Origin of the sequence: Bacillus sp. 22446 (assembly GCF_052044955.1) — a bacterium.
Lineage (GTDB): Bacteria > Bacillota > Bacilli > Bacillales > Bacillaceae > Bacillus > Bacillus altitudinis.
In genome coordinates this window covers 421679-438108 of sequence record NZ_JBQEOD010000001.1, presented here as the reverse complement: position 1 = coordinate 438108, position 16430 = coordinate 421679, and the positions used below count along the sequence as shown (strand labels likewise).

Sequence of the window (16430 nt, the reverse complement as noted above, 5' to 3'; positions counted from 1 at the left end):
TTTGAAAAAGACTGCTGAAACGTACTCGTCAGAAAGTCAAAGTCAGGATCTCTTGGCTTTGACTTTTTTCTTTTCAACGATGAAAAGGAATTGAAAAAGATCAATTTAAAATGATACAATCGTATTTATGTGAGAAAATCGGGAGTGTGAAGAGATGAGTAAGCGTGATTACTATGAAGTGCTTGGCGTGAGTAAGAGCGCCTCAAAGGACGAAATCAAAAAGGCATACCGCAAGCTTTCAAAAAAGTATCACCCTGATATTAATAAAGAAGCTGGCTCAGATGAGAAATTCAAAGAAGTAAAAGAAGCCTATGAAACCCTTTCTGACGATCAAAAACGTTCACATTATGACCAGTTCGGTCACACCGATCCAAACCAAGGATTTGGTGGCGGCGGATTTGGCGGTGGAGGAGACTTTGGCGGCTTCGGCGGCTTTGATGACATCTTCTCTAGTATTTTTGGCGGCGGAGCCAGAAGAAGAGATCCAAATGCACCGCGTCAAGGAGCGGACCTTCAATATACAATGACCCTTTCATTTGAAGAAGCGGCATTTGGGAAAGAAGCAACGATCGAGATTCCCCGCGAAGAATCATGTGAAACGTGTCATGGATCAGGTGCAAAACCTGGAACACAGGCGAAGACATGCTCACATTGCGGCGGATCAGGTCAACTAAATGTCGAGCAATCCACGCCATTTGGTAAAGTAGTCAACCGCAGAGTATGTAACTACTGTAGCGGAACTGGTAAACAAATTGAACATAAGTGTTCAACATGTGGTGGATCTGGTAAAGTGCGTAAGCGTAAGAAAATCAATGTGACGATCCCAGCAGGTGTGGACGATGGTCAGCAGCTTAGAGTATCTGGTCAAGGTGAACCAGGTGTAAATGGAGGACCTCCAGGTGATCTATTTGTTGTTTTCCATGTGAGGGCACATGAATTCTTCGAACGAGATGGAGATGACATCTACTGCGAAATGCCGCTTACCTTTGCGCAGGCTGCACTAGGTGATGAAATTGAAGTGCCGACATTACATGGGAAAGTCAAATTAAAAGTTCCTGCGGGCACACAAACGGGTACGAAGTTTAGACTCAAAGGAAAAGGTGTAAAAAATGTACGTGGTTATGGTCAAGGCGATCAGCATATCGTTGTACGCGTCGTAACACCGACGAATTTAACTGAAAATCAAAAAGATATCATTAGAAAATTTGCTGAAGTGAGCGGAAATAAACCGGACGAACAAGAAATGAGCTTTTTCGATAAGGTGAAACGCGCATTTAAAGGCGAGTAAGACGGATAAGGAGTTGGTAGTATTGAAGTGGTCAGAAATTAGCGTCCATACAACAAATGAAGCGGTGGAACCGATCACCAATATTTTGCATGAAGCAGGTGCAAGCGGTGTCGTGATTGAGGACCCGCTTGATTTAGTCAAGGAACGTGAAAATGTATACGGTGAGATCTACCAGCTCGATCCGAATGATTATCCTGAGGAAGGGGTTATCGTCAAAGCCTACCTTCCGATGAATAGCTTTTTGATGGAAACGGTAGATGAGATCAAAGAAGCCATTAACAATCTTCTTCTATACGATATTGACCTTGGACGAAATACATTGTCAATTTGTGAAGTAAACGAAGAAGAATGGGCGACTGCATGGAAGAAATACTATCATCCTGTGAAAATCTCTGAGAAGTTTACCATCGTCCCAACATGGGAAGAGTACACACCCGTTCATTCTGATGAATTGATCATCGAAATGGACCCTGGAATGGCATTTGGAACCGGTACACATCCAACAACGGTTCTTTGCATTCAGGCGCTTGAGCGCTATGTGAAGGAAAACGACACGGTGATTGACGTTGGAACAGGATCTGGCATTTTAAGTGTTGCTGCTGCAATGCTCGGTGCAAAAGACATTCATGCATTTGATCTCGACACCGTTGCAGTGGAAAGTGCAAAGCAGAATATCGAATTAAATGGTGTGAGCGAGCAAGTAACGGTAAAACAAAATAATTTACTTGATGGGATTTCAGGTGAACGCGATGTGATTGTGGCCAACATCCTTGCAGAGGTCATCATGCGCTTTACAGATCAAGCGTATGATCTATTGAAGAAAGACGGTTACTTTATTACATCAGGCATTATCGGACAAAAGAAATTACAAGTCAAAACTGCTTTAGAAGAAGCCGGTTTTGAGATTGTTGAAGTGCTGTCAATGGAAGATTGGGTCAGCATCATAGCGAAAAAATAAAGCGAGTAGGTGTCAGGACACGTATGCAACGATATTTTATCGACCTCACAAAAGAAGAAGTGACGGAAAAGGGAAACATCGTCATAAAGGGTGAAGATGTTCATCACCTTGCAAACGTCATGCGGATGAAAGCAGGGGAGGACATCCTTTGCTTAACGACAGACGGCTTTGAAGCGCTCAGTAAAATTGATACAATAACAAAGGAAGAAGTGATTTGTCACTTGGAAGGCTGGACGAATCAGAATCGAGAACTTCCGATCAAGGTGACGATTGCAAGCGGTCTGCCAAAAGGGGATAAGCTTGAATGGATTATCCAAAAAGGCACCGAGCTTGGCGCAAGTGCTTTTATTCCGTTTCAAGCGACTCGTTCGATTACAAAACTTGACCAAAAAAAGTCATTAAAAAAACGAGATCGCTGGGAAAAAATTGCGAAAGAAGCTGCCGAGCAGTCTTACCGGAATATCATTCCGCGCGTTCATCCAGTATCAACATTTAAAGAGCTGATTCAACTGGCCGGTGAATTCGATAAATGTGTCGTTGCATACGAAGAATCATCGAAAGAAGGCGAGCAAAGCCGGTTTCAAACGGTGCTCCAACAGATGAAGGGCGGACAAACCTTATTAGTGGTTTTTGGTCCAGAAGGCGGTTTAGCAGAAAAGGAAATTGAAGAACTTGAAGCGCATGGTGCAGTCATTTGCGGGCTTGGACCACGCATTTTAAGAACAGAAACAGCTCCTCTTTACGCGCTTTCTGCTATATCTTATCAAACAGAGTTATTAAGAGGTGAAGCATGATGGGAACAGTAGCGTTCCATACACTTGGCTGTAAGGTCAATCACTACGAAACAGAAGCCATCTGGCAGCTGTTTAAAGAAGCTGGCTATGAAAGAAAAGATTATGAATCAAAAGCAGACGTATATGTCATTAATACATGTACCGTCACCAATACAGGCGATAAAAAAAGCCGCCAAGTCATTAGAAGAGCCATTCGTCATAATCCGGATGGTGTCATTTGTGTAACAGGCTGTTACGCACAAACGTCTCCGGCAGAAATCATGGCGATTCCTGGTGTTGATATTGTGGTTGGCACACAAGACAGACATAAACTGCTTGGTTATATTGAAGAATACAGAAGAGAAAGACAGCCGATCAACGGAGTTGGCAATATCATGAAAGCACGGGTCTTTGAAGAACTAGATGTTCCTGCGTTTACAGACAGAACACGTGCTTCATTAAAAATCCAAGAAGGCTGCAACAATTTCTGTACATTCTGCATTATCCCTTGGGCTCGCGGATTACTGCGTTCTCGCGATCCAGAAGAAGTCATCAATCAAGCGCAGCAGCTTGTCGATGCTGGCTACAAAGAAATTGTATTAACAGGTATTCATACAGGTGGATACGGTGAAGATTTAAAGGATTATAACTTTGCTAAGCTTCTGAAAGAATTAGATGAACGTGTGGCGGGATTAAAACGAATCCGCATTTCATCCATTGAAGCAAGTCAAATTACAGACGAAGTGATTGAAGTGCTCGATCAGTCAGATAAAATTGTGAGACACTTGCACATTCCGCTTCAATCTGGCTCTAATACTGTACTGAAAAGAATGCGCCGTAAATACACAATGGAATTCTTTGCAGAGCGTTTAACGAAGCTTAAAAAAGCATTGCCAGGTCTTGCTGTCACTTCAGATGTGATCGTTGGATTCCCAGGAGAAACAGAAGAAGAATTTATGGAGACATACAATTTTGTCAAAGACCATCAATTCTCTGAGCTCCATGTGTTCCCTTACAGCAAACGGACAGGTACGCCTGCTGCAAGAATGGAAGATCAAGTAGATGAGAATGTGAAAAACGAACGCGTTCACCGCCTCATTGCTCTTTCTGATCAGCTTGCGAAAGAATATGCATCGGCATATGAAGGCGACGTCTTAGAGATTATTCCAGAAGAATCCTTCAAAGAACAGGACGGAACGCACAATCTGTATGTAGGATATACTGATAACTACATGAAGGTCGTATTTGAAGGAACAGAGGACATGATCGGCCGTTTGGTAAAAGTGAAGATTACGAAAGCAGGTTATCCTTATAACGAAGGGCAATTCGTCCGTATAAGTGATGACGTGCAGACGGATCAAGTGAGAATGACCTCATAATGAATGAAAAACCGGCAGCCATTAGGCAAGCCGGTTTCTTTTATGTTGACCGATTCGGAAGAAGGAACAAAATCAAGGCGTGAAAAGGGCGGATGAACGGGAAAAAGAGGAGAGAACTTGCAACATTAAACAGCAGACTAAAGTGCGCAATTTGCTGGGCAGGAGAGCTTGCTAAAAGTGCAACAAACTCTGTAATAAAGGCGAGAAAAGGAAGACATAAAAGTACACCTAGAACATTAAACACGACGTGTGCATACGCGGTTTGGCGGGCTGCATAACCGCCAGAGATAGCAGCCATCACGGCAGTAATACATGTTCCGATATTGGACCCTAAAACAAAGCTGATGCCTTCTTTTAGAGCGACAGTCCCTTCATTCATAAATCCCATCAAAATACCGATACATACAGAGCTTGAATGAACAATGGCCGTGAACACTGTACCAGAGAGAAGAGCTGTCCAATCTGAGTGCTGCATCATTTCAAGGAAACGCAGTGTCTCTGGCTGACTGGTCATCATACCTGCAATTTTTGAAAAACCTTGAATACAAAAAAAGATCATGCCAAGCCCAAATAAACTTTTTCCTGCATATCGAAAAGACTTCCTGCCCAAAATGATACATAAAAGACCAGCTGCAATCAGAACCCACATAAACACGTCCATCTTAATGGCAATAAATTCTGTCGTAAATGTTGAGCCGATATTCGTTCCAAGAATCATGGGTATGGATTTTTTAAACGTGAGAATGCCTGTACTCACAAAGCCGATAACGATGACCATAAACGCCGAACTGCTTTGAAGAACCCCTGTAAACACAATACTGACCAAGAATGCTTTGACTGGATGATCTGTAAAGAGAAGAAGTGATTTCTCAATACGAGACGACGTGAGTGCCATTAATCCTTTCCTAAGCAAACCCATTGCCCATAAAAAAATGAAAATAAGTGCACAAAAATAAATGATCGCCATCATAGAAAAGTCCTCCTCTTACCAATGAATATATGGACTTGTCTACCTGCTCATGACGAAAATATATTTCCAAATCACTTAGTTGACCTCAACCTAGGCTTATATTATAATGTCTAGGTACATGTTTTGCATGTATATCTTTTTTTAATGCAGTCGATTGGTGTATTCGGAGGGAGGGAAAGAGAATGTCAAAAACGGTCGTTAGAAAAAACGAATCGCTTGAAGATGCTCTTCGTCGCTTTAAACGCAGTGTATCCAAAACTGGAACATTGCAAGAAGCAAGAAAGCGTGAATTTTATGAAAAGCCTAGCGTAAAGCGTAAGAAAAAGTCTGAAGCTGCTAGAAAACGTAAATTCTAAAGAGGGTGGATTTTATGAGTCTTCTTGAGCAATTAAATTCTGATATGAAGCTTTTTATGAAAAACCGAGAGAAAGACAAGCTTATTGTCATTCGTATGGTAAAGGCTTCACTGCAAAATGAAGCAATAAAGCTTAAGAAAGACAGTTTGACCGGAGATGAGGAACTAACCGTCCTTTCCCGCGAGATTAAGCAACGTAAAGACTCCCTCCATGAATTTTCGAAAGCTAATCGCTTAGATTTAGTAGATAAAGTTCAAAAAGAGATTGACATTTTAGACGTTTATTTACCTGAACAGCTTTCTGAAGAAGAACTGCAGGCGGTTGTGAAAGAAACAATCGCCGAAACCGGTGCTTCATCGAAAGCTGATATGGGTAAAGTGATGAGCGCTATTATGCCAAAAGTAAAAGGTAAAGCTGATGGGGCTGTGATTAACAGACTTGTCAGCGAGCAACTGTCTCAATAAAAAAGTATCCTTCTCATGTTAGAAGGGTACTTTTTTTATGCCTCCATAAACCTGTCATATAAAAATGAAACCTATGATACATTTGTAACGTATGTAAAGGAACGGTAAAATGAAATAAAGAGAGGGGGGATCACTAAATAGATGAAAAAAATGAAAATTTCTATTGCTCTCTTCAGTTGTTTTATAATATGCTTGTTATTAGGGGTTCAATTGACCGCGAAATCAGCAGATCAGAAAGTTCATGTTATCCCAATTGAAGATACAGTAGAAAAAGGACTTTCTAAATTCATTGAACGATCATTTGAGCAGGCAAAGTCGGAACGGGCGAAGCACATCATTCTCGACATCAATACACCAGGTGGTGCAGTCGATGCGGCACTTGAAATAGCCGATACCATTCGTGCATCCGACATCCCAGTGACAGCGTTTGTGAATCATAGAGCGCTTTCAGCCGGGGCATTCATTGCCTTAAATGCCGATCAAATTTATATGACCCCAAACGGAAAGATGGGGGCTGCTGCGATCATTGACGGTGAAGGCAACGCTGCCGATCAAAAATCTGAATCTCTATGGCTTGCTGAAATGAGTGACGCTGCTGAAAAGCAGGGGCGTGATCCAAAATATGCTCTTGCGATGGCAGATGTAGATATAGACGCAAAAGAAGCTGGTGCACCAAAAGGAGAATTGCTGACCTTTAACACAGATCGGGCGCTTCAGTTCGGTTATGCAGAAGGAGAAGCGAAAAATATGGATGACTTGCTTCAGAAGCTGAACTTAGCAGATGCCTCTGTTCAATACGATGAAGTGAGCTTTGCTGAAAAGGTTGCGCGTTTTCTCACGCATCCGATCGTCATTCCTATCCTTTTATCCATTGCGAGCTTAGGATTAATTGTTGAATTATATTCTCCCGGCTTTGGGGTCCCAGGCACCATGGGAGTCACAGCGCTTCTTCTATTCTTTTATGGTCATCTCGTGGCAGGTTTTGCAGGATATGAGACATTGTTCCTGTTTTTGGCAGGGATTGTGTTGATCATTCTGGAATTATTTTTGCCAGGGGGAATCGTGGGTGTCATTGGACTAATCTGTGTCGTTGTCAGCTTATTTTTAGCAGCTGGAAGCTTCACAGAAATGGCGATTTCCATCTTGATTGCCACTGCTGTTTCAATCATAGCAGTTATTTTATTGACAAAGGTGTTGGGGAAACGTATGAAATTTTTTAAAAAGTTCATTTTAACCGATTCAACCAATAAAGAAAGTGGTTATGTCTCAAATGAAACAAGAGATGATCTTGTAGGACAAATCGCAGTGACAGCAACAGCACTTCGTCCATCTGGTACGATTGTATTCGGAGACGAGCGCATTGATGTTGTGTCAGAAGGTGCTTTTATCGATAAGGATGTACAAGTAAAAATTGTGAAAGCGGAAGGCTCACGCATTGTCGTGAGGAAAGTATAGATATACTGATTTTATAGGAGGAATAAAATGGATCCATCTACTTTACTATTATTCGTGATTATCGCAGCAGGTTTGATCGTTCTATCGATCTTCTTCACCTTTGTACCGGTGATGCTGTGGATTTCTGCCCTAGCGGCTGGCGTAAGAGTGAGCATTTTTACACTAGTAGGAATGAGACTTCGCCGAGTGATTCCAAACCGAGTGGTCAACCCGCTCATCAAAGCGCATAAAGCAGGTCTTGATGCGACGATTAACCAATTAGAAAGCCACTATCTTGCAGGTGGTAACGTAGACCGAGTTGTCAACGCACTGATCGCAGCTCAGCGTGCGAATATCGAATTGAACTTTGCTCGCTGTGCGGCAATCGACCTAGCAGGCCGTGACGTACTTGAAGCTGTCCAAATGAGTGTAAACCCTAAAGTCATTGAAACACCATTTATCTCAGGTGTTGCGATGGACGGGATTGAAGTAAAAGCAAAAGCACGTATTACAGTTCGTGCAAACATTGACAGGCTTGTCGGTGGTGCAGGGGAAGAAACAATCATTGCTCGTGTAGGTGAAGGGATTGTTTCGACAATCGGTTCATCAGATAATCATAAAAAGGTTCTTGAAAATCCTGATATGATTTCTCAAACGGTTCTTGGTAAAGGATTAGATTCAGGTACAGCATTTGAAATTCTCTCGATTGATATCGCAGATGTTGATATCGGTAAGAACATCGGGGCGATCCTGCAGACAGACCAAGCAGAAGCCGACAAAAACATTGCACAGGCGAAAGCAGAAGAACGCCGCGCAATGGCTGTTGCACAAGAACAAGAAATGCGTGCGAGAGTTGAAGAAATGCGCGCGAAAGTAGTAGAAGCAGAGGCTGAAGTACCACTTGCAATGGCCGAAGCACTACGTGAAGGTAATATCGGTGTCATGGACTACATGAACATTAAGAATATCGATGCTGATACGGATATGAGAGATTCATTTGGCAAAATGACAAAAGGTCCATCTGATAATGAAAACAAATAAGCATCCTCTCACGCTTTAAGGAGGGAGCCCATTGGACATTCTATTTGAAAATCCGCTATTAATCGCGATTATCATCGGTATCATTTCTGCGGTCTTTGGGAAAATCGGTAAACAAGAGGAGAACGAACAAAAGAACCAGCAAAACAAACCGGCTCCTCAGCGTAAACCAGTGCCGCAAAAGCAAACAAAACAAACAAGTCCAGATCCGGTCGTAACGGACCAGCTTGACGATTTTGGCGATGTACATGATCATGGCGGGATGAAGAAACAAGGTTCACAATCCTTACAGGATCGTTATACAGCTACACTTGCCGAAATGGAAGAAAGAAAAAGCGAGCTGAATAAAGAGTTTCAATCGCTTGAAAGAGAACTTACAAGGCCAAAGGCAGCATCTGCTGGAATGAAGCCGAAAATGATTGAGAAACTCAACCAAGATACGGTCGTTCAAGGGATGATCCTTGGTGAAGTATTTGGAGAGCCTCGTGCGAAAAAGCCACATCGAACGATGAAACGGCCATATAAAAGATAAAGAAGTAAGCCCCCTCATCCTTAAGGGGGCTTTTTTGTTGTGTATGGAGACTTTTTTTAGTCAAAATGATGAAACGGCTGTTTTACGGGATTCATTAGCATGATATGAACCGCTAAGGAATAGGATGATATAGAGGCTTTCTCATCAGTCTCACCATCTTTCAGTTTGATCTCATACACATGAGGTGGGAAGGGGTTCTTATTGAATGGGAAAAAGAAAAAATCGACTTAAAGCATGGCTGACAAGAACACTTGAAATCCCTCCGGACGTGATGATGGATCTTCCCCGTATTACGATGGTTGGCAGACTCCATATTTACATAGAGAACCATAAAGGGCTTTTACTTTTCAGTGATCAAGAGGTAAGGCTGATGCTCAAGCAAGGACAGTGCATTATTTCAGGAAAAGACTTTGTGATTAAAACGATTTTGCCAGAAGAGATCTTATTAGAGGGGAAAATTGATGAGGTCCGTTATATTGATTCTTAACTGACGGAGGGGAGAAACGTGAAAAACAAATGGTTTTCCTATTTTATTGGCAGAGTGGAAGTGGAGATAAGAGGAAGCGGTATTGAGCGGCTAATCAATGAGTGCACGAGACAGGGGATCACAATTTTTCAAGTGAGCCGCCGTCAAGACAGCGTGCGCTTATTTATTCGCCTCTCAGATGTACATGCCTTTAGAAAAGTGCGCAGACATCATGAGGTGAAATGTTCGTTTCATCAAAAGAAAGGGTTCCCGTTTCTTCTTCTATGGTCGAGAAGAAATATTGGATTCACCCTCGGAATGGCTTTTTTCCTAGTGACGATATTGGCTCTTTCAAATATGGTGTGGAAAATTGAGATTAAAGGTGCGAATCCAGAAACAGAACACCAAATGAGAAAGCATCTGGACGAAATAGGGGTGCAAAAAGGGCGTTTTCAGTTTCTCATGGGGACACCTGAAAAAATACAAAAGTCATTGACGACCAATATTCAGAGCATTACATGGGTCGGAGTTGAACTGAACGGAACGACGTTTCAAATGAAAGTGGTCGAAAAAAATGAACCTGAAAAGGAGAAATATACGAGTCCTCAGCACATCGTTGCCAAGAAAAAGGCGGTCATCACGAGAATGTATGTAGAAAAGGGGGAACCGCTTGCCCAGGTCGATGAGCATGTGAAAAAAGGGCAGATGCTCGTCTCAGGTTTAATTGGGAGTGAAGATCAGAAAAAAACGGTCGGAGCTAAAGCGAAAATCTATGGTGAAACATGGTACCGATCTGAAGTTTCTGTCCCTCTCCGAACATCTTTTGATGTCTTTACGGGTAAAATGAAGACAAAGCACAAGCTCTCCTTATTTGGAGGCTCCATCCCATTTTGGGGATTTTCCTTTAAAAAAGATGATTTTCAGCAGCCGAAAACAGAAACAGAAGTTCACCCGCTTCATTTTTTGAATATGCAATTGCCGTTCTCCTATGAAAAGGAAATCACACGAGAAAGTGAAAAAATAAATCGAGAATACACAAATAAAGAAGCGGTTCAAGCAGGGATTAAAATGGGTAAAAAAGAATTAGAAGAAAAGCTAGGTTCAACAGGTGAGGTGAAAAGTGAAAAAGTTTTGCACGAGACAACAGGGAATGGTAAAGTTAAGTTAATCATCCTTTACCAAGTAATAGAAGATATTGTTCAACCAACACCTATTGTTCAGGGAGACTAGAGAATGACAGAACATTTACTTGAGATTCAACAAAAATTGGATAGTCCAAACGAAGCCATTGCTTTATTTGGCAATCAAGATGCTTATCTGAAACTGATGGAAAACGAGCTGAATGTCTCCATTATCACACGTGGAGAGAAAGTGTATGTTTCTGGTCAGGAAGCATCAAGAGATACTGTGAGCCGTTTGATTACATCTCTCTTACATCTCATTCGTAAAGGAATTGAGATTTCTGAACGGGATGTTGTCTATGCCATTAAAATGGCGCAAAAAGACAAGCTCAATTATTTTGAAAATATGTATGAAGATGAAATTACGAAAAATGCCAAAGGAAAGTCAATCAGAGTCAAAACGATCGGCCAGCGTGAATATGCTGCGGCAATGAAAAAAGATGATCTGGTCTTTGGGATTGGACCTGCTGGTACAGGTAAAACGTATTTGGCAGTGGTCAACGCCGTACATGCCCTGAAAAATGGACATGTCAAACGGATTATCCTGACAAGGCCAGCTGTTGAAGCAGGAGAAAGTCTTGGCTTTTTGCCAGGAGATTTAAAAGAAAAAGTTGATCCTTATTTAAGACCGCTATATGATGCTTTGCACGATGTGCTTGGTAGTGATCATACGGAACGTTTAATTGAGCGCGGAGTGATTGAAATTGCCCCTCTTGCCTATATGAGAGGGCGGACGCTTGATGATGCATTTGTGATTTTAGATGAAGCGCAGAATACAACGCCAGCTCAAATGAAAATGTTTTTGACGAGACTAGGCTTTGGTTCTAAAATGGTCATTACAGGAGATATTACACAAATTGATCTGCCTAAAGGTATGCAGTCAGGTCTTGCGGCTGCAAAGGACATGCTTGCTGAGATCAAGGGTATCTCATTCATTGAATTAGATCAGACAGATGTGGTCAGACACCCGCTTGTGGCGAAGATCATTGGAGCATACGAAAAGCAAAAATGAACTGAGTGACCCGATCGCCTTAATCGGGTCATTTTGTTTCGATCGTGGTTTAAAGTAAAAAAGGAGGTACTTTCCTTGAGAAAGAATCAGAAAGGCAGTAAGCGCAAAAGGCTGCTGTCTAAAAAAGAACCTCAGAAAATGGAGCGCTCACGCTATTTAAACGTACTGCTATACGCTGGTTTAGCGGCCATCATGTTTGTGGTGCTCTTCTTCCATGTAAAGCCTGAATCGCTCGACCTAGATTTGTTTTCAGTGAGCGAACAGACCATCTATTCTCCGTCTACCGTTGATGACCAAGAAGCAACAGAAGAAAAGAAACAAGAAGCAACGGATCAAGTGGAAGACCAATATACACTCAAAAAAGCGTATTCTGATAATCGTGTTGACCTCATTTCATCCCTCTTTGAAGCCATTAAAGAAGAGAAGAAAGCAGCAGCTGATGACAAAGAGAACCCGCCAACAGATCAAGAGATGGTGAAGCATGTAAAAGAGAAACTCACGACGGATATGCAGGAAGCTGTTTCGGATCAATCGATTAAAGCACTGCTCCAAGCAAGCGACGAAAACCTTTCTTTTACAAAGGACTCCATCATCACAGTGGTCAATTCGCTCATGGGTAAAGAAATCACAGCTTCTAAGCTGCAAGATGAAAAGAAACAAGTGAAAGCAGAGCTTGAAAACAATTCGATTCCGTCAAAATATTTAAATGCAGCGAAAGAAATTGGTGAATTTGCGATTATTCCAAACTATGTATTTGACCCGGTGGCAACAGAGAAGAAAAGACAAGAAGCAGCTGATAATATCCAGCCGGTTCAAATCAAGCAAGGGCAAATTTTAGTGGAAGAAGGCGAGCTCATTGACCGTGAAGTGTATCGTAAATTAGAACTGACCGGTCTTTTAAACAGCTCCAATTTGTTTAAGCCTGTAAGCGGTCTTATCATCTTAATCGGTCTTTTCTTAGCGGCGATTGTCCACTCACTGGAATCGAGGAAAAAGTCGCTCGTCCATAAGAATAAATCGTTACTGCTGTACTCGCTTATTTTCACCATTATTTTAATCATCATGGAAGTATTCAGTCTCTTCCAGGAAACCAAATATACAACCATCGGCTACGTCGTGCCTGTGGCACTTGGCACGATGCTGATTAAGCTGCTGATCAATGAGCGGCTGGCGATCTTCTCCGGCCTTGTATTTGCCCTTTGCGGCAGTATGATGTTTAATCAAGGAGTAACAGGCGTCTTTAACTATGTCATCTGTGCTTATTATCTAATAAGCGGGATGGCGGGGATTTTATTTTTGAGAAAACATAATGCGAGATCAAAAATTTTGCAGGCGGGGCTTTGGGTAGCTTTGGTGAATGTACTTGTTGTGCTGTCCATTACGCTGATTCAAAATTCTTCTCCATCAGGGCTTGAAATAGGTGTGAACCTCATCATGGCGATTGTGTCAGGGTTTGCATCGGCTATTTTGGTTATTGGGTTAATGCCAGTCTTTGAGAGCATGTTTGGCATTCTTTCGACCATGAAGCTTATTGAATTATCGAACCCGAATCATCCGCTGCTGAAAAAGATCTTAACAGAGACGCCAGGTACATATCATCATAGTGTCATGGTGGCGAATTTAGCGGATGCTGCATGTGAAGCAGTCGGTGCAAATGGATTGTTAGCAAGGGTTGGAGCTTATTATCATGACATTGGAAAAACGAAAAGACCCCAATACTTTATTGAAAATCAAATGAACATTGATAATCCGCACGACAAGCTTTCTCCTCAGCTGAGCAAAAATATTATTATTGCCCATACGACAGATGGTGCTGAAATGCTGAGAGAAAAGAAGTTTCCAGAGGAACTTGTGGACATTGCAGAACAGCATCACGGAAAGTCCCTGCTGAAGTTCTTTTACTATAAGGCAAAAGAACGGGATGATCAGGTGACAGAAGAAGAATTTCGTTATCCTGGTCCAAAACCGCAATCGAAAGAAGCGGCCATTATTTCTGTAGCTGACAGCGTGGAAGCGGCGGTTCGTTCGATGCATAATCCAAACCCTGAGCGGATTGAAAAGCTTGTCAAAGGCATTATTTCAGATAAGATGCAGGATGGGCAATTTAGTGAATGTGATCTGACATTTAAAGAATTAAATATTATTAGTCAAACAATTTGTACAACATTAAAGGGGATTTTCCATTCTCGGATTGAATATCCAGATGCCCCGAAGCAGAAGGTGAAGTAAATGACATTGTTAATCGATTTAATAGATGAAACAGGACAAGTATCGAAAGAGCAGCTTGAAGAAGTGGAAAAGCTTCTTCAATTTGCTGCGGATGCTCTTGAAGTAAAAGATCAAGCAGAAGTATCAGTATCGATCGTTTCAAATGAAGAAATTCATCAAATTAATAAAGAATACCGAGGAAAAGATGCACCAACAGATGTAATTTCATTTGCACTTGAGGAAGAAGGCGAAGGGGAAATTGAAATCATTGGAGCTGATGACATTCCGCCTGTACTTGGTGACATTATCATTAGTGTTGATCGTACGAAAGAGCAAGCAGAGGAATATGGACATTCCTTCATGAGAGAGCTAGGATTTTTAACGATTCATGGTTTTCTTCATTTGCTTGGTTATGATCATATGACAGAAGAAGATGAAAAAGAAATGTTCGCCAAACAGACAAAAATCTTGGATGATTATGGCCTTTCTAGATCATCGTAAGAAACGAACGCCGCTTGTCCGTTTTTTTCGGAGTTTTTATTATGCATTTAGAGGAATATGGCGAACTTTCTTGAATGAACGGAATTTTCGGTTTCACACAGTCGCAGCCATCATCGTGGTGATTTGCGGCTTTTGGTTTCACATTCATCCGGTTGAATGGATGATCATTCTGCTTTTATGCGGCGGGATGTTTGCGTTAGAACTTGTGAATACAGCGATTGAACATACAGTAGATCTTTTCACAGAAGAGAAGCATCCTCTTGCTGAGAGAGCGAAGGACGCGGCAGCAGGCGCTGTTTGCGTTTACGCCGCCATTTCGGTTATGATTGGGTTGATGATCTTCTTACCGAAGATCATGCAATAGAACAATATTACTATTTATTAACATTTTTAGAAATGGGCGTGAAAATGTCACGTGAATTATGTAAAATATAAATGTGACAGTGGTACCATTTCTTCTGAAAGTGGGAACTAGAATGAACAAACAAGAGTTGATTTCAGAAGCAGTCAAAGCAAGAGATTTTGCATATGTACCCTATTCTAAATTCAAAGTCGGTGCAGCATTATTATCGCATGACGGAAAAGTGTATGGCGGCTGCAATATTGAAAATGCAGCATATGGTATGTGTAATTGTGCGGAAAGAACAGCACTTTTTAAAGCTTACTCAGAGGGCATCACATCTTTTCAAATGCTTGCAGTAGTGGCTGATACAGATCGACCTGTTTCACCATGCGGCGCATGCAGACAGGTCATTTCAGAGCTATGTGCACCTGATATGCCAGTGATTCTAACGAACTTAAAAGGACATATATACGAAACGACAGTAAACGAACTATTGCCAGGCGCATTTTCACCGGAGGATTTAAATGACTAACGAAAGCTTCAAATCAGGATTTGTATCAATTATTGGAAGACCAAATGTAGGGAAATCGACCTTTCTTAATCGTGTGATTGGGCAAAAGATTGCGATTATGAGTGATAAGCCCCAAACGACTCGAAACAAAGTGCAAGGTGTTCTGACAACGAACACGTCACAAACGATTTTTATCGATACACCAGGAATTCATAAACCGAAGCACAAACTTGGCGATTTTATGATGAGGGTGGCTCAAAATACACTCAAGGAAGTCGACCTGATCTTGTTTATGATCAACGCACAGGAAGGCTATGGAAAAGGTGATGAATTCATCATTGAACGACTAAAGCAAACATCGACACCGGTGTTCCTTGTCGTCAATAAAATTGATCAAATTCATCCGGATGAACTGTTCCTTTTAATTGATGAATACCGCACACGTTACCCATTTAAGGAAATTGTGCCAATTTCAGCACTTGAAGGCAACAACATTGATACGCTTCTTCAGCAAATTGAAGGTTATCTTCCAGAAGGCCCTCAATTTTATCCGGCAGATCAAGTAACAGATCACCCAGAGCGATTTATTATTTCTGAATTAATTCGTGAAAAAGTGCTGCATTTAACGAGAGAAGAGATCCCTCACAGTATTGCGGTTGCGATTGAATCGATTAAGCCAGATGAAAACGGCAAGATTCATGTTGCAGCGACCATCGTCGTAGAACGTGATTCACAAAAAGGGATTGTGATTGGTAAGCGCGGCAGCTTATTAAAAGAAGTGGGACAAAAAGCGCGCAGAGACATTGAAGCACTTTTAGGCTCAAAAGTGTATTTAGAGCTTTGGGTAAAAGTGCAGAAGGACTGGCGTAATAAATCCACACATCTTCGTGATTTCGGATTTAGAGAAGACGAATATTAAAAACCGATACAGTTGTTAGTAGATCTGACAATGGTGCGGTTCGATTAGTAAAAATTGTTTATCATGAAATGGAGGTAGCCTGGTCAAGATAAAATTA

General features: G+C 41.7%; 18 protein-coding genes. 17 read left to right on the top strand and 1 reads right to left on the bottom strand.

All coding sequences use genetic code 11. The annotated features are described in order from the left end of the window. Nucleotides 1–154 precede the first annotated feature (154 nt). The 4 genes from dnaJ to mtaB are packed head-to-tail and all read left to right on the top strand — an operon-like array spanning nt 155 to nt 4398. Nucleotides 155–1288 carry a molecular chaperone DnaJ gene (gene dnaJ, locus ACTJJD_RS02385; protein ID WP_017367628.1) on the top strand — a complete coding sequence of 378 codons (1134 nt, stop codon included), beginning with the start codon at nt 155–157 and terminating at the stop codon, nt 1286–1288. A 22-nt stretch (nt 1289–1310) separates the two neighbouring features. Further along, on the top strand, nt 1311–2246 hold the full coding sequence (gene prmA / locus ACTJJD_RS02380; RefSeq protein ID WP_017358022.1) for a 50S ribosomal protein L11 methyltransferase: 936 nt from the start codon (nt 1311–1313) through the stop codon (nt 2244–2246). Nucleotides 2247–2269: 23 nt separating this feature from the next. Further along, on the top strand, nt 2270–3040 hold the full coding sequence (locus ACTJJD_RS02375) for a 16S rRNA (uracil(1498)-N(3))-methyltransferase (protein WP_212359953.1): 771 nt from the start codon (nt 2270–2272) through the stop codon (nt 3038–3040). Beyond that, entirely contained in the window at nt 3040–4398 is a 1359-nt protein-coding gene (gene mtaB, locus ACTJJD_RS02370; protein WP_017367626.1) for a tRNA (N(6)-L-threonylcarbamoyladenosine(37)-C(2))-methylthiotransferase MtaB, read from the top strand. Before ACTJJD_RS02375 ends, mtaB begins: the two co-directional genes overlap by 1 nt. Before the next feature lie 40 nt (nt 4399–4438). Here the strand turns inward: mtaB and ACTJJD_RS02365 are convergent, their stop codons facing one another. Further along, nucleotides 4439–5368 (bottom strand): Na/Pi symporter, encoded by a 930-nt coding sequence (locus tag ACTJJD_RS02365; protein WP_041506931.1) that lies wholly within the window; start codon nt 5366–5368, stop codon nt 4439–4441. Between the two features lie 182 nt (nt 5369–5550). Between ACTJJD_RS02365 and rpsU the strand changes: the two genes are divergently transcribed. The 13 genes from rpsU to era all read left to right on the top strand — a co-directional run bounded on the left by rpsU (nt 5551) and on the right by era (nt 16333). Next, on the top strand, nt 5551–5724 hold the full coding sequence (rpsU, locus tag ACTJJD_RS02360; protein WP_003152957.1) for a 30S ribosomal protein S21: 174 nt from the start codon (nt 5551–5553) through the stop codon (nt 5722–5724). A 14-nt stretch (nt 5725–5738) separates the two neighbouring features. Beyond that, nucleotides 5739–6188: a GatB/YqeY domain-containing protein gene (locus ACTJJD_RS02355; protein WP_007501319.1), complete on the top strand. Its 450-nt coding sequence runs from the start codon at nt 5739–5741 to the stop codon at nt 6186–6188. Nucleotides 6189–6329: 141 nt separating this feature from the next. Beyond that, on the top strand, nt 6330–7643 hold the full coding sequence (locus ACTJJD_RS02350; RefSeq protein WP_079919484.1) for an NfeD family protein: 1314 nt from the start codon (nt 6330–6332) through the stop codon (nt 7641–7643). A 27-nt stretch (nt 7644–7670) separates the two neighbouring features. Next, entirely contained in the window at nt 7671–8663 is a 993-nt protein-coding gene (gene floA / locus ACTJJD_RS02345) for a flotillin-like protein FloA (protein ID WP_007501317.1), read from the top strand. A 31-nt stretch (nt 8664–8694) separates the two neighbouring features. Then, nucleotides 8695–9192 (top strand): hypothetical protein, encoded by a 498-nt coding sequence (locus tag ACTJJD_RS02340; protein ID WP_024718815.1) that lies wholly within the window; start codon nt 8695–8697, stop codon nt 9190–9192. Between the two features lie 205 nt (nt 9193–9397). Beyond that, nucleotides 9398–9679 carry a sporulation protein YqfC gene (yqfC, locus tag ACTJJD_RS02335; RefSeq protein ID WP_012010618.1) on the top strand — a complete coding sequence of 94 codons (282 nt, stop codon included), beginning with the start codon at nt 9398–9400 and terminating at the stop codon, nt 9677–9679. Nucleotides 9680–9697: 18 nt separating this feature from the next. Further along, nucleotides 9698–10888, top strand: a complete 1191-nt coding sequence (gene yqfD / locus ACTJJD_RS02330; RefSeq protein ID WP_242730677.1) for a sporulation protein YqfD — start codon at nt 9698–9700, stop codon at nt 10886–10888. Nucleotides 10889–10891: 3 nt separating this feature from the next. After that, the gene (locus ACTJJD_RS02325; RefSeq protein WP_008342419.1) at nt 10892–11851 is read left to right on the top strand and encodes a PhoH family protein; all 960 of its coding nucleotides are present in this window, start codon (nt 10892–10894) and stop codon (nt 11849–11851) included. A gap of 114 nt (nt 11852–11965) precedes the next feature. Continuing rightward, nucleotides 11966–14080, top strand: a complete 2115-nt coding sequence (locus tag ACTJJD_RS02320) for an HD family phosphohydrolase (RefSeq protein ID WP_423232571.1) — start codon at nt 11966–11968, stop codon at nt 14078–14080. Further along, the gene (ybeY, locus tag ACTJJD_RS02315) at nt 14081–14560 is read left to right on the top strand and encodes an rRNA maturation RNase YbeY (protein WP_007501310.1); all 480 of its coding nucleotides are present in this window, start codon (nt 14081–14083) and stop codon (nt 14558–14560) included. Beyond that, nucleotides 14538–14924, top strand: a complete 387-nt coding sequence (locus ACTJJD_RS02310) for a diacylglycerol kinase family protein (RefSeq protein WP_242730675.1) — start codon at nt 14538–14540, stop codon at nt 14922–14924. The genes ybeY and ACTJJD_RS02310 overlap by 23 nt, the downstream gene beginning before the upstream one ends. 112 nt (nt 14925–15036) lie before the next feature. Then, on the top strand, nt 15037–15435 hold the full coding sequence (locus ACTJJD_RS02305; protein ID WP_008342410.1) for a cytidine deaminase: 399 nt from the start codon (nt 15037–15039) through the stop codon (nt 15433–15435). After that, entirely contained in the window at nt 15428–16333 is a 906-nt protein-coding gene (era, locus tag ACTJJD_RS02300) for a GTPase Era (protein WP_007501305.1), read from the top strand. Before ACTJJD_RS02305 ends, era begins: the two co-directional genes overlap by 8 nt. Nucleotides 16334–16430 lie beyond the last annotated feature (97 nt).

What these genes read in the sequence shown, in the direction of transcription:
- dnaJ (WP_017367628.1), top strand. Translation starts at nt 155, where the DNA reads ATGAGTAAGCGTGATTACTATGAAGTGCTTGGCGTGAGTAAGAGCGCC.
- ACTJJD_RS02375 (WP_212359953.1), top strand. Translation starts at nt 2,270, where the DNA reads ATGCAACGATATTTTATCGACCTCACAAAAGAAGAAGTGACGGAAAAG.
- mtaB (WP_017367626.1), top strand. Translation starts at nt 3,040, where the DNA reads ATGGGAACAGTAGCGTTCCATACACTTGGCTGTAAGGTCAATCACTAC.
- ACTJJD_RS02365 (WP_041506931.1), bottom strand. Translation starts at nt 5,368, where the DNA reads ATGATGGCGATCATTTATTTTTGTGCACTTATTTTCATTTTTTTATGG.
- rpsU (WP_003152957.1), top strand. Translation starts at nt 5,551, where the DNA reads ATGTCAAAAACGGTCGTTAGAAAAAACGAATCGCTTGAAGATGCTCTT.
- ACTJJD_RS02355 (WP_007501319.1), top strand. Translation starts at nt 5,739, where the DNA reads ATGAGTCTTCTTGAGCAATTAAATTCTGATATGAAGCTTTTTATGAAA.
- ACTJJD_RS02350 (WP_079919484.1), top strand. Translation starts at nt 6,330, where the DNA reads ATGAAAAAAATGAAAATTTCTATTGCTCTCTTCAGTTGTTTTATAATA.
- floA (WP_007501317.1), top strand. Translation starts at nt 7,671, where the DNA reads ATGGATCCATCTACTTTACTATTATTCGTGATTATCGCAGCAGGTTTG.
- yqfC (WP_012010618.1), top strand. Translation starts at nt 9,398, where the DNA reads ATGGGAAAAAGAAAAAATCGACTTAAAGCATGGCTGACAAGAACACTT.
- ACTJJD_RS02325 (WP_008342419.1), top strand. Translation starts at nt 10,892, where the DNA reads ATGACAGAACATTTACTTGAGATTCAACAAAAATTGGATAGTCCAAAC.
- ybeY (WP_007501310.1), top strand. Translation starts at nt 14,081, where the DNA reads ATGACATTGTTAATCGATTTAATAGATGAAACAGGACAAGTATCGAAA.
- ACTJJD_RS02310 (WP_242730675.1), top strand. Translation starts at nt 14,538, where the DNA reads ATGGCCTTTCTAGATCATCGTAAGAAACGAACGCCGCTTGTCCGTTTT.
- ACTJJD_RS02305 (WP_008342410.1), top strand. Translation starts at nt 15,037, where the DNA reads ATGAACAAACAAGAGTTGATTTCAGAAGCAGTCAAAGCAAGAGATTTT.
- era (WP_007501305.1), top strand. Translation starts at nt 15,428, where the DNA reads ATGACTAACGAAAGCTTCAAATCAGGATTTGTATCAATTATTGGAAGA.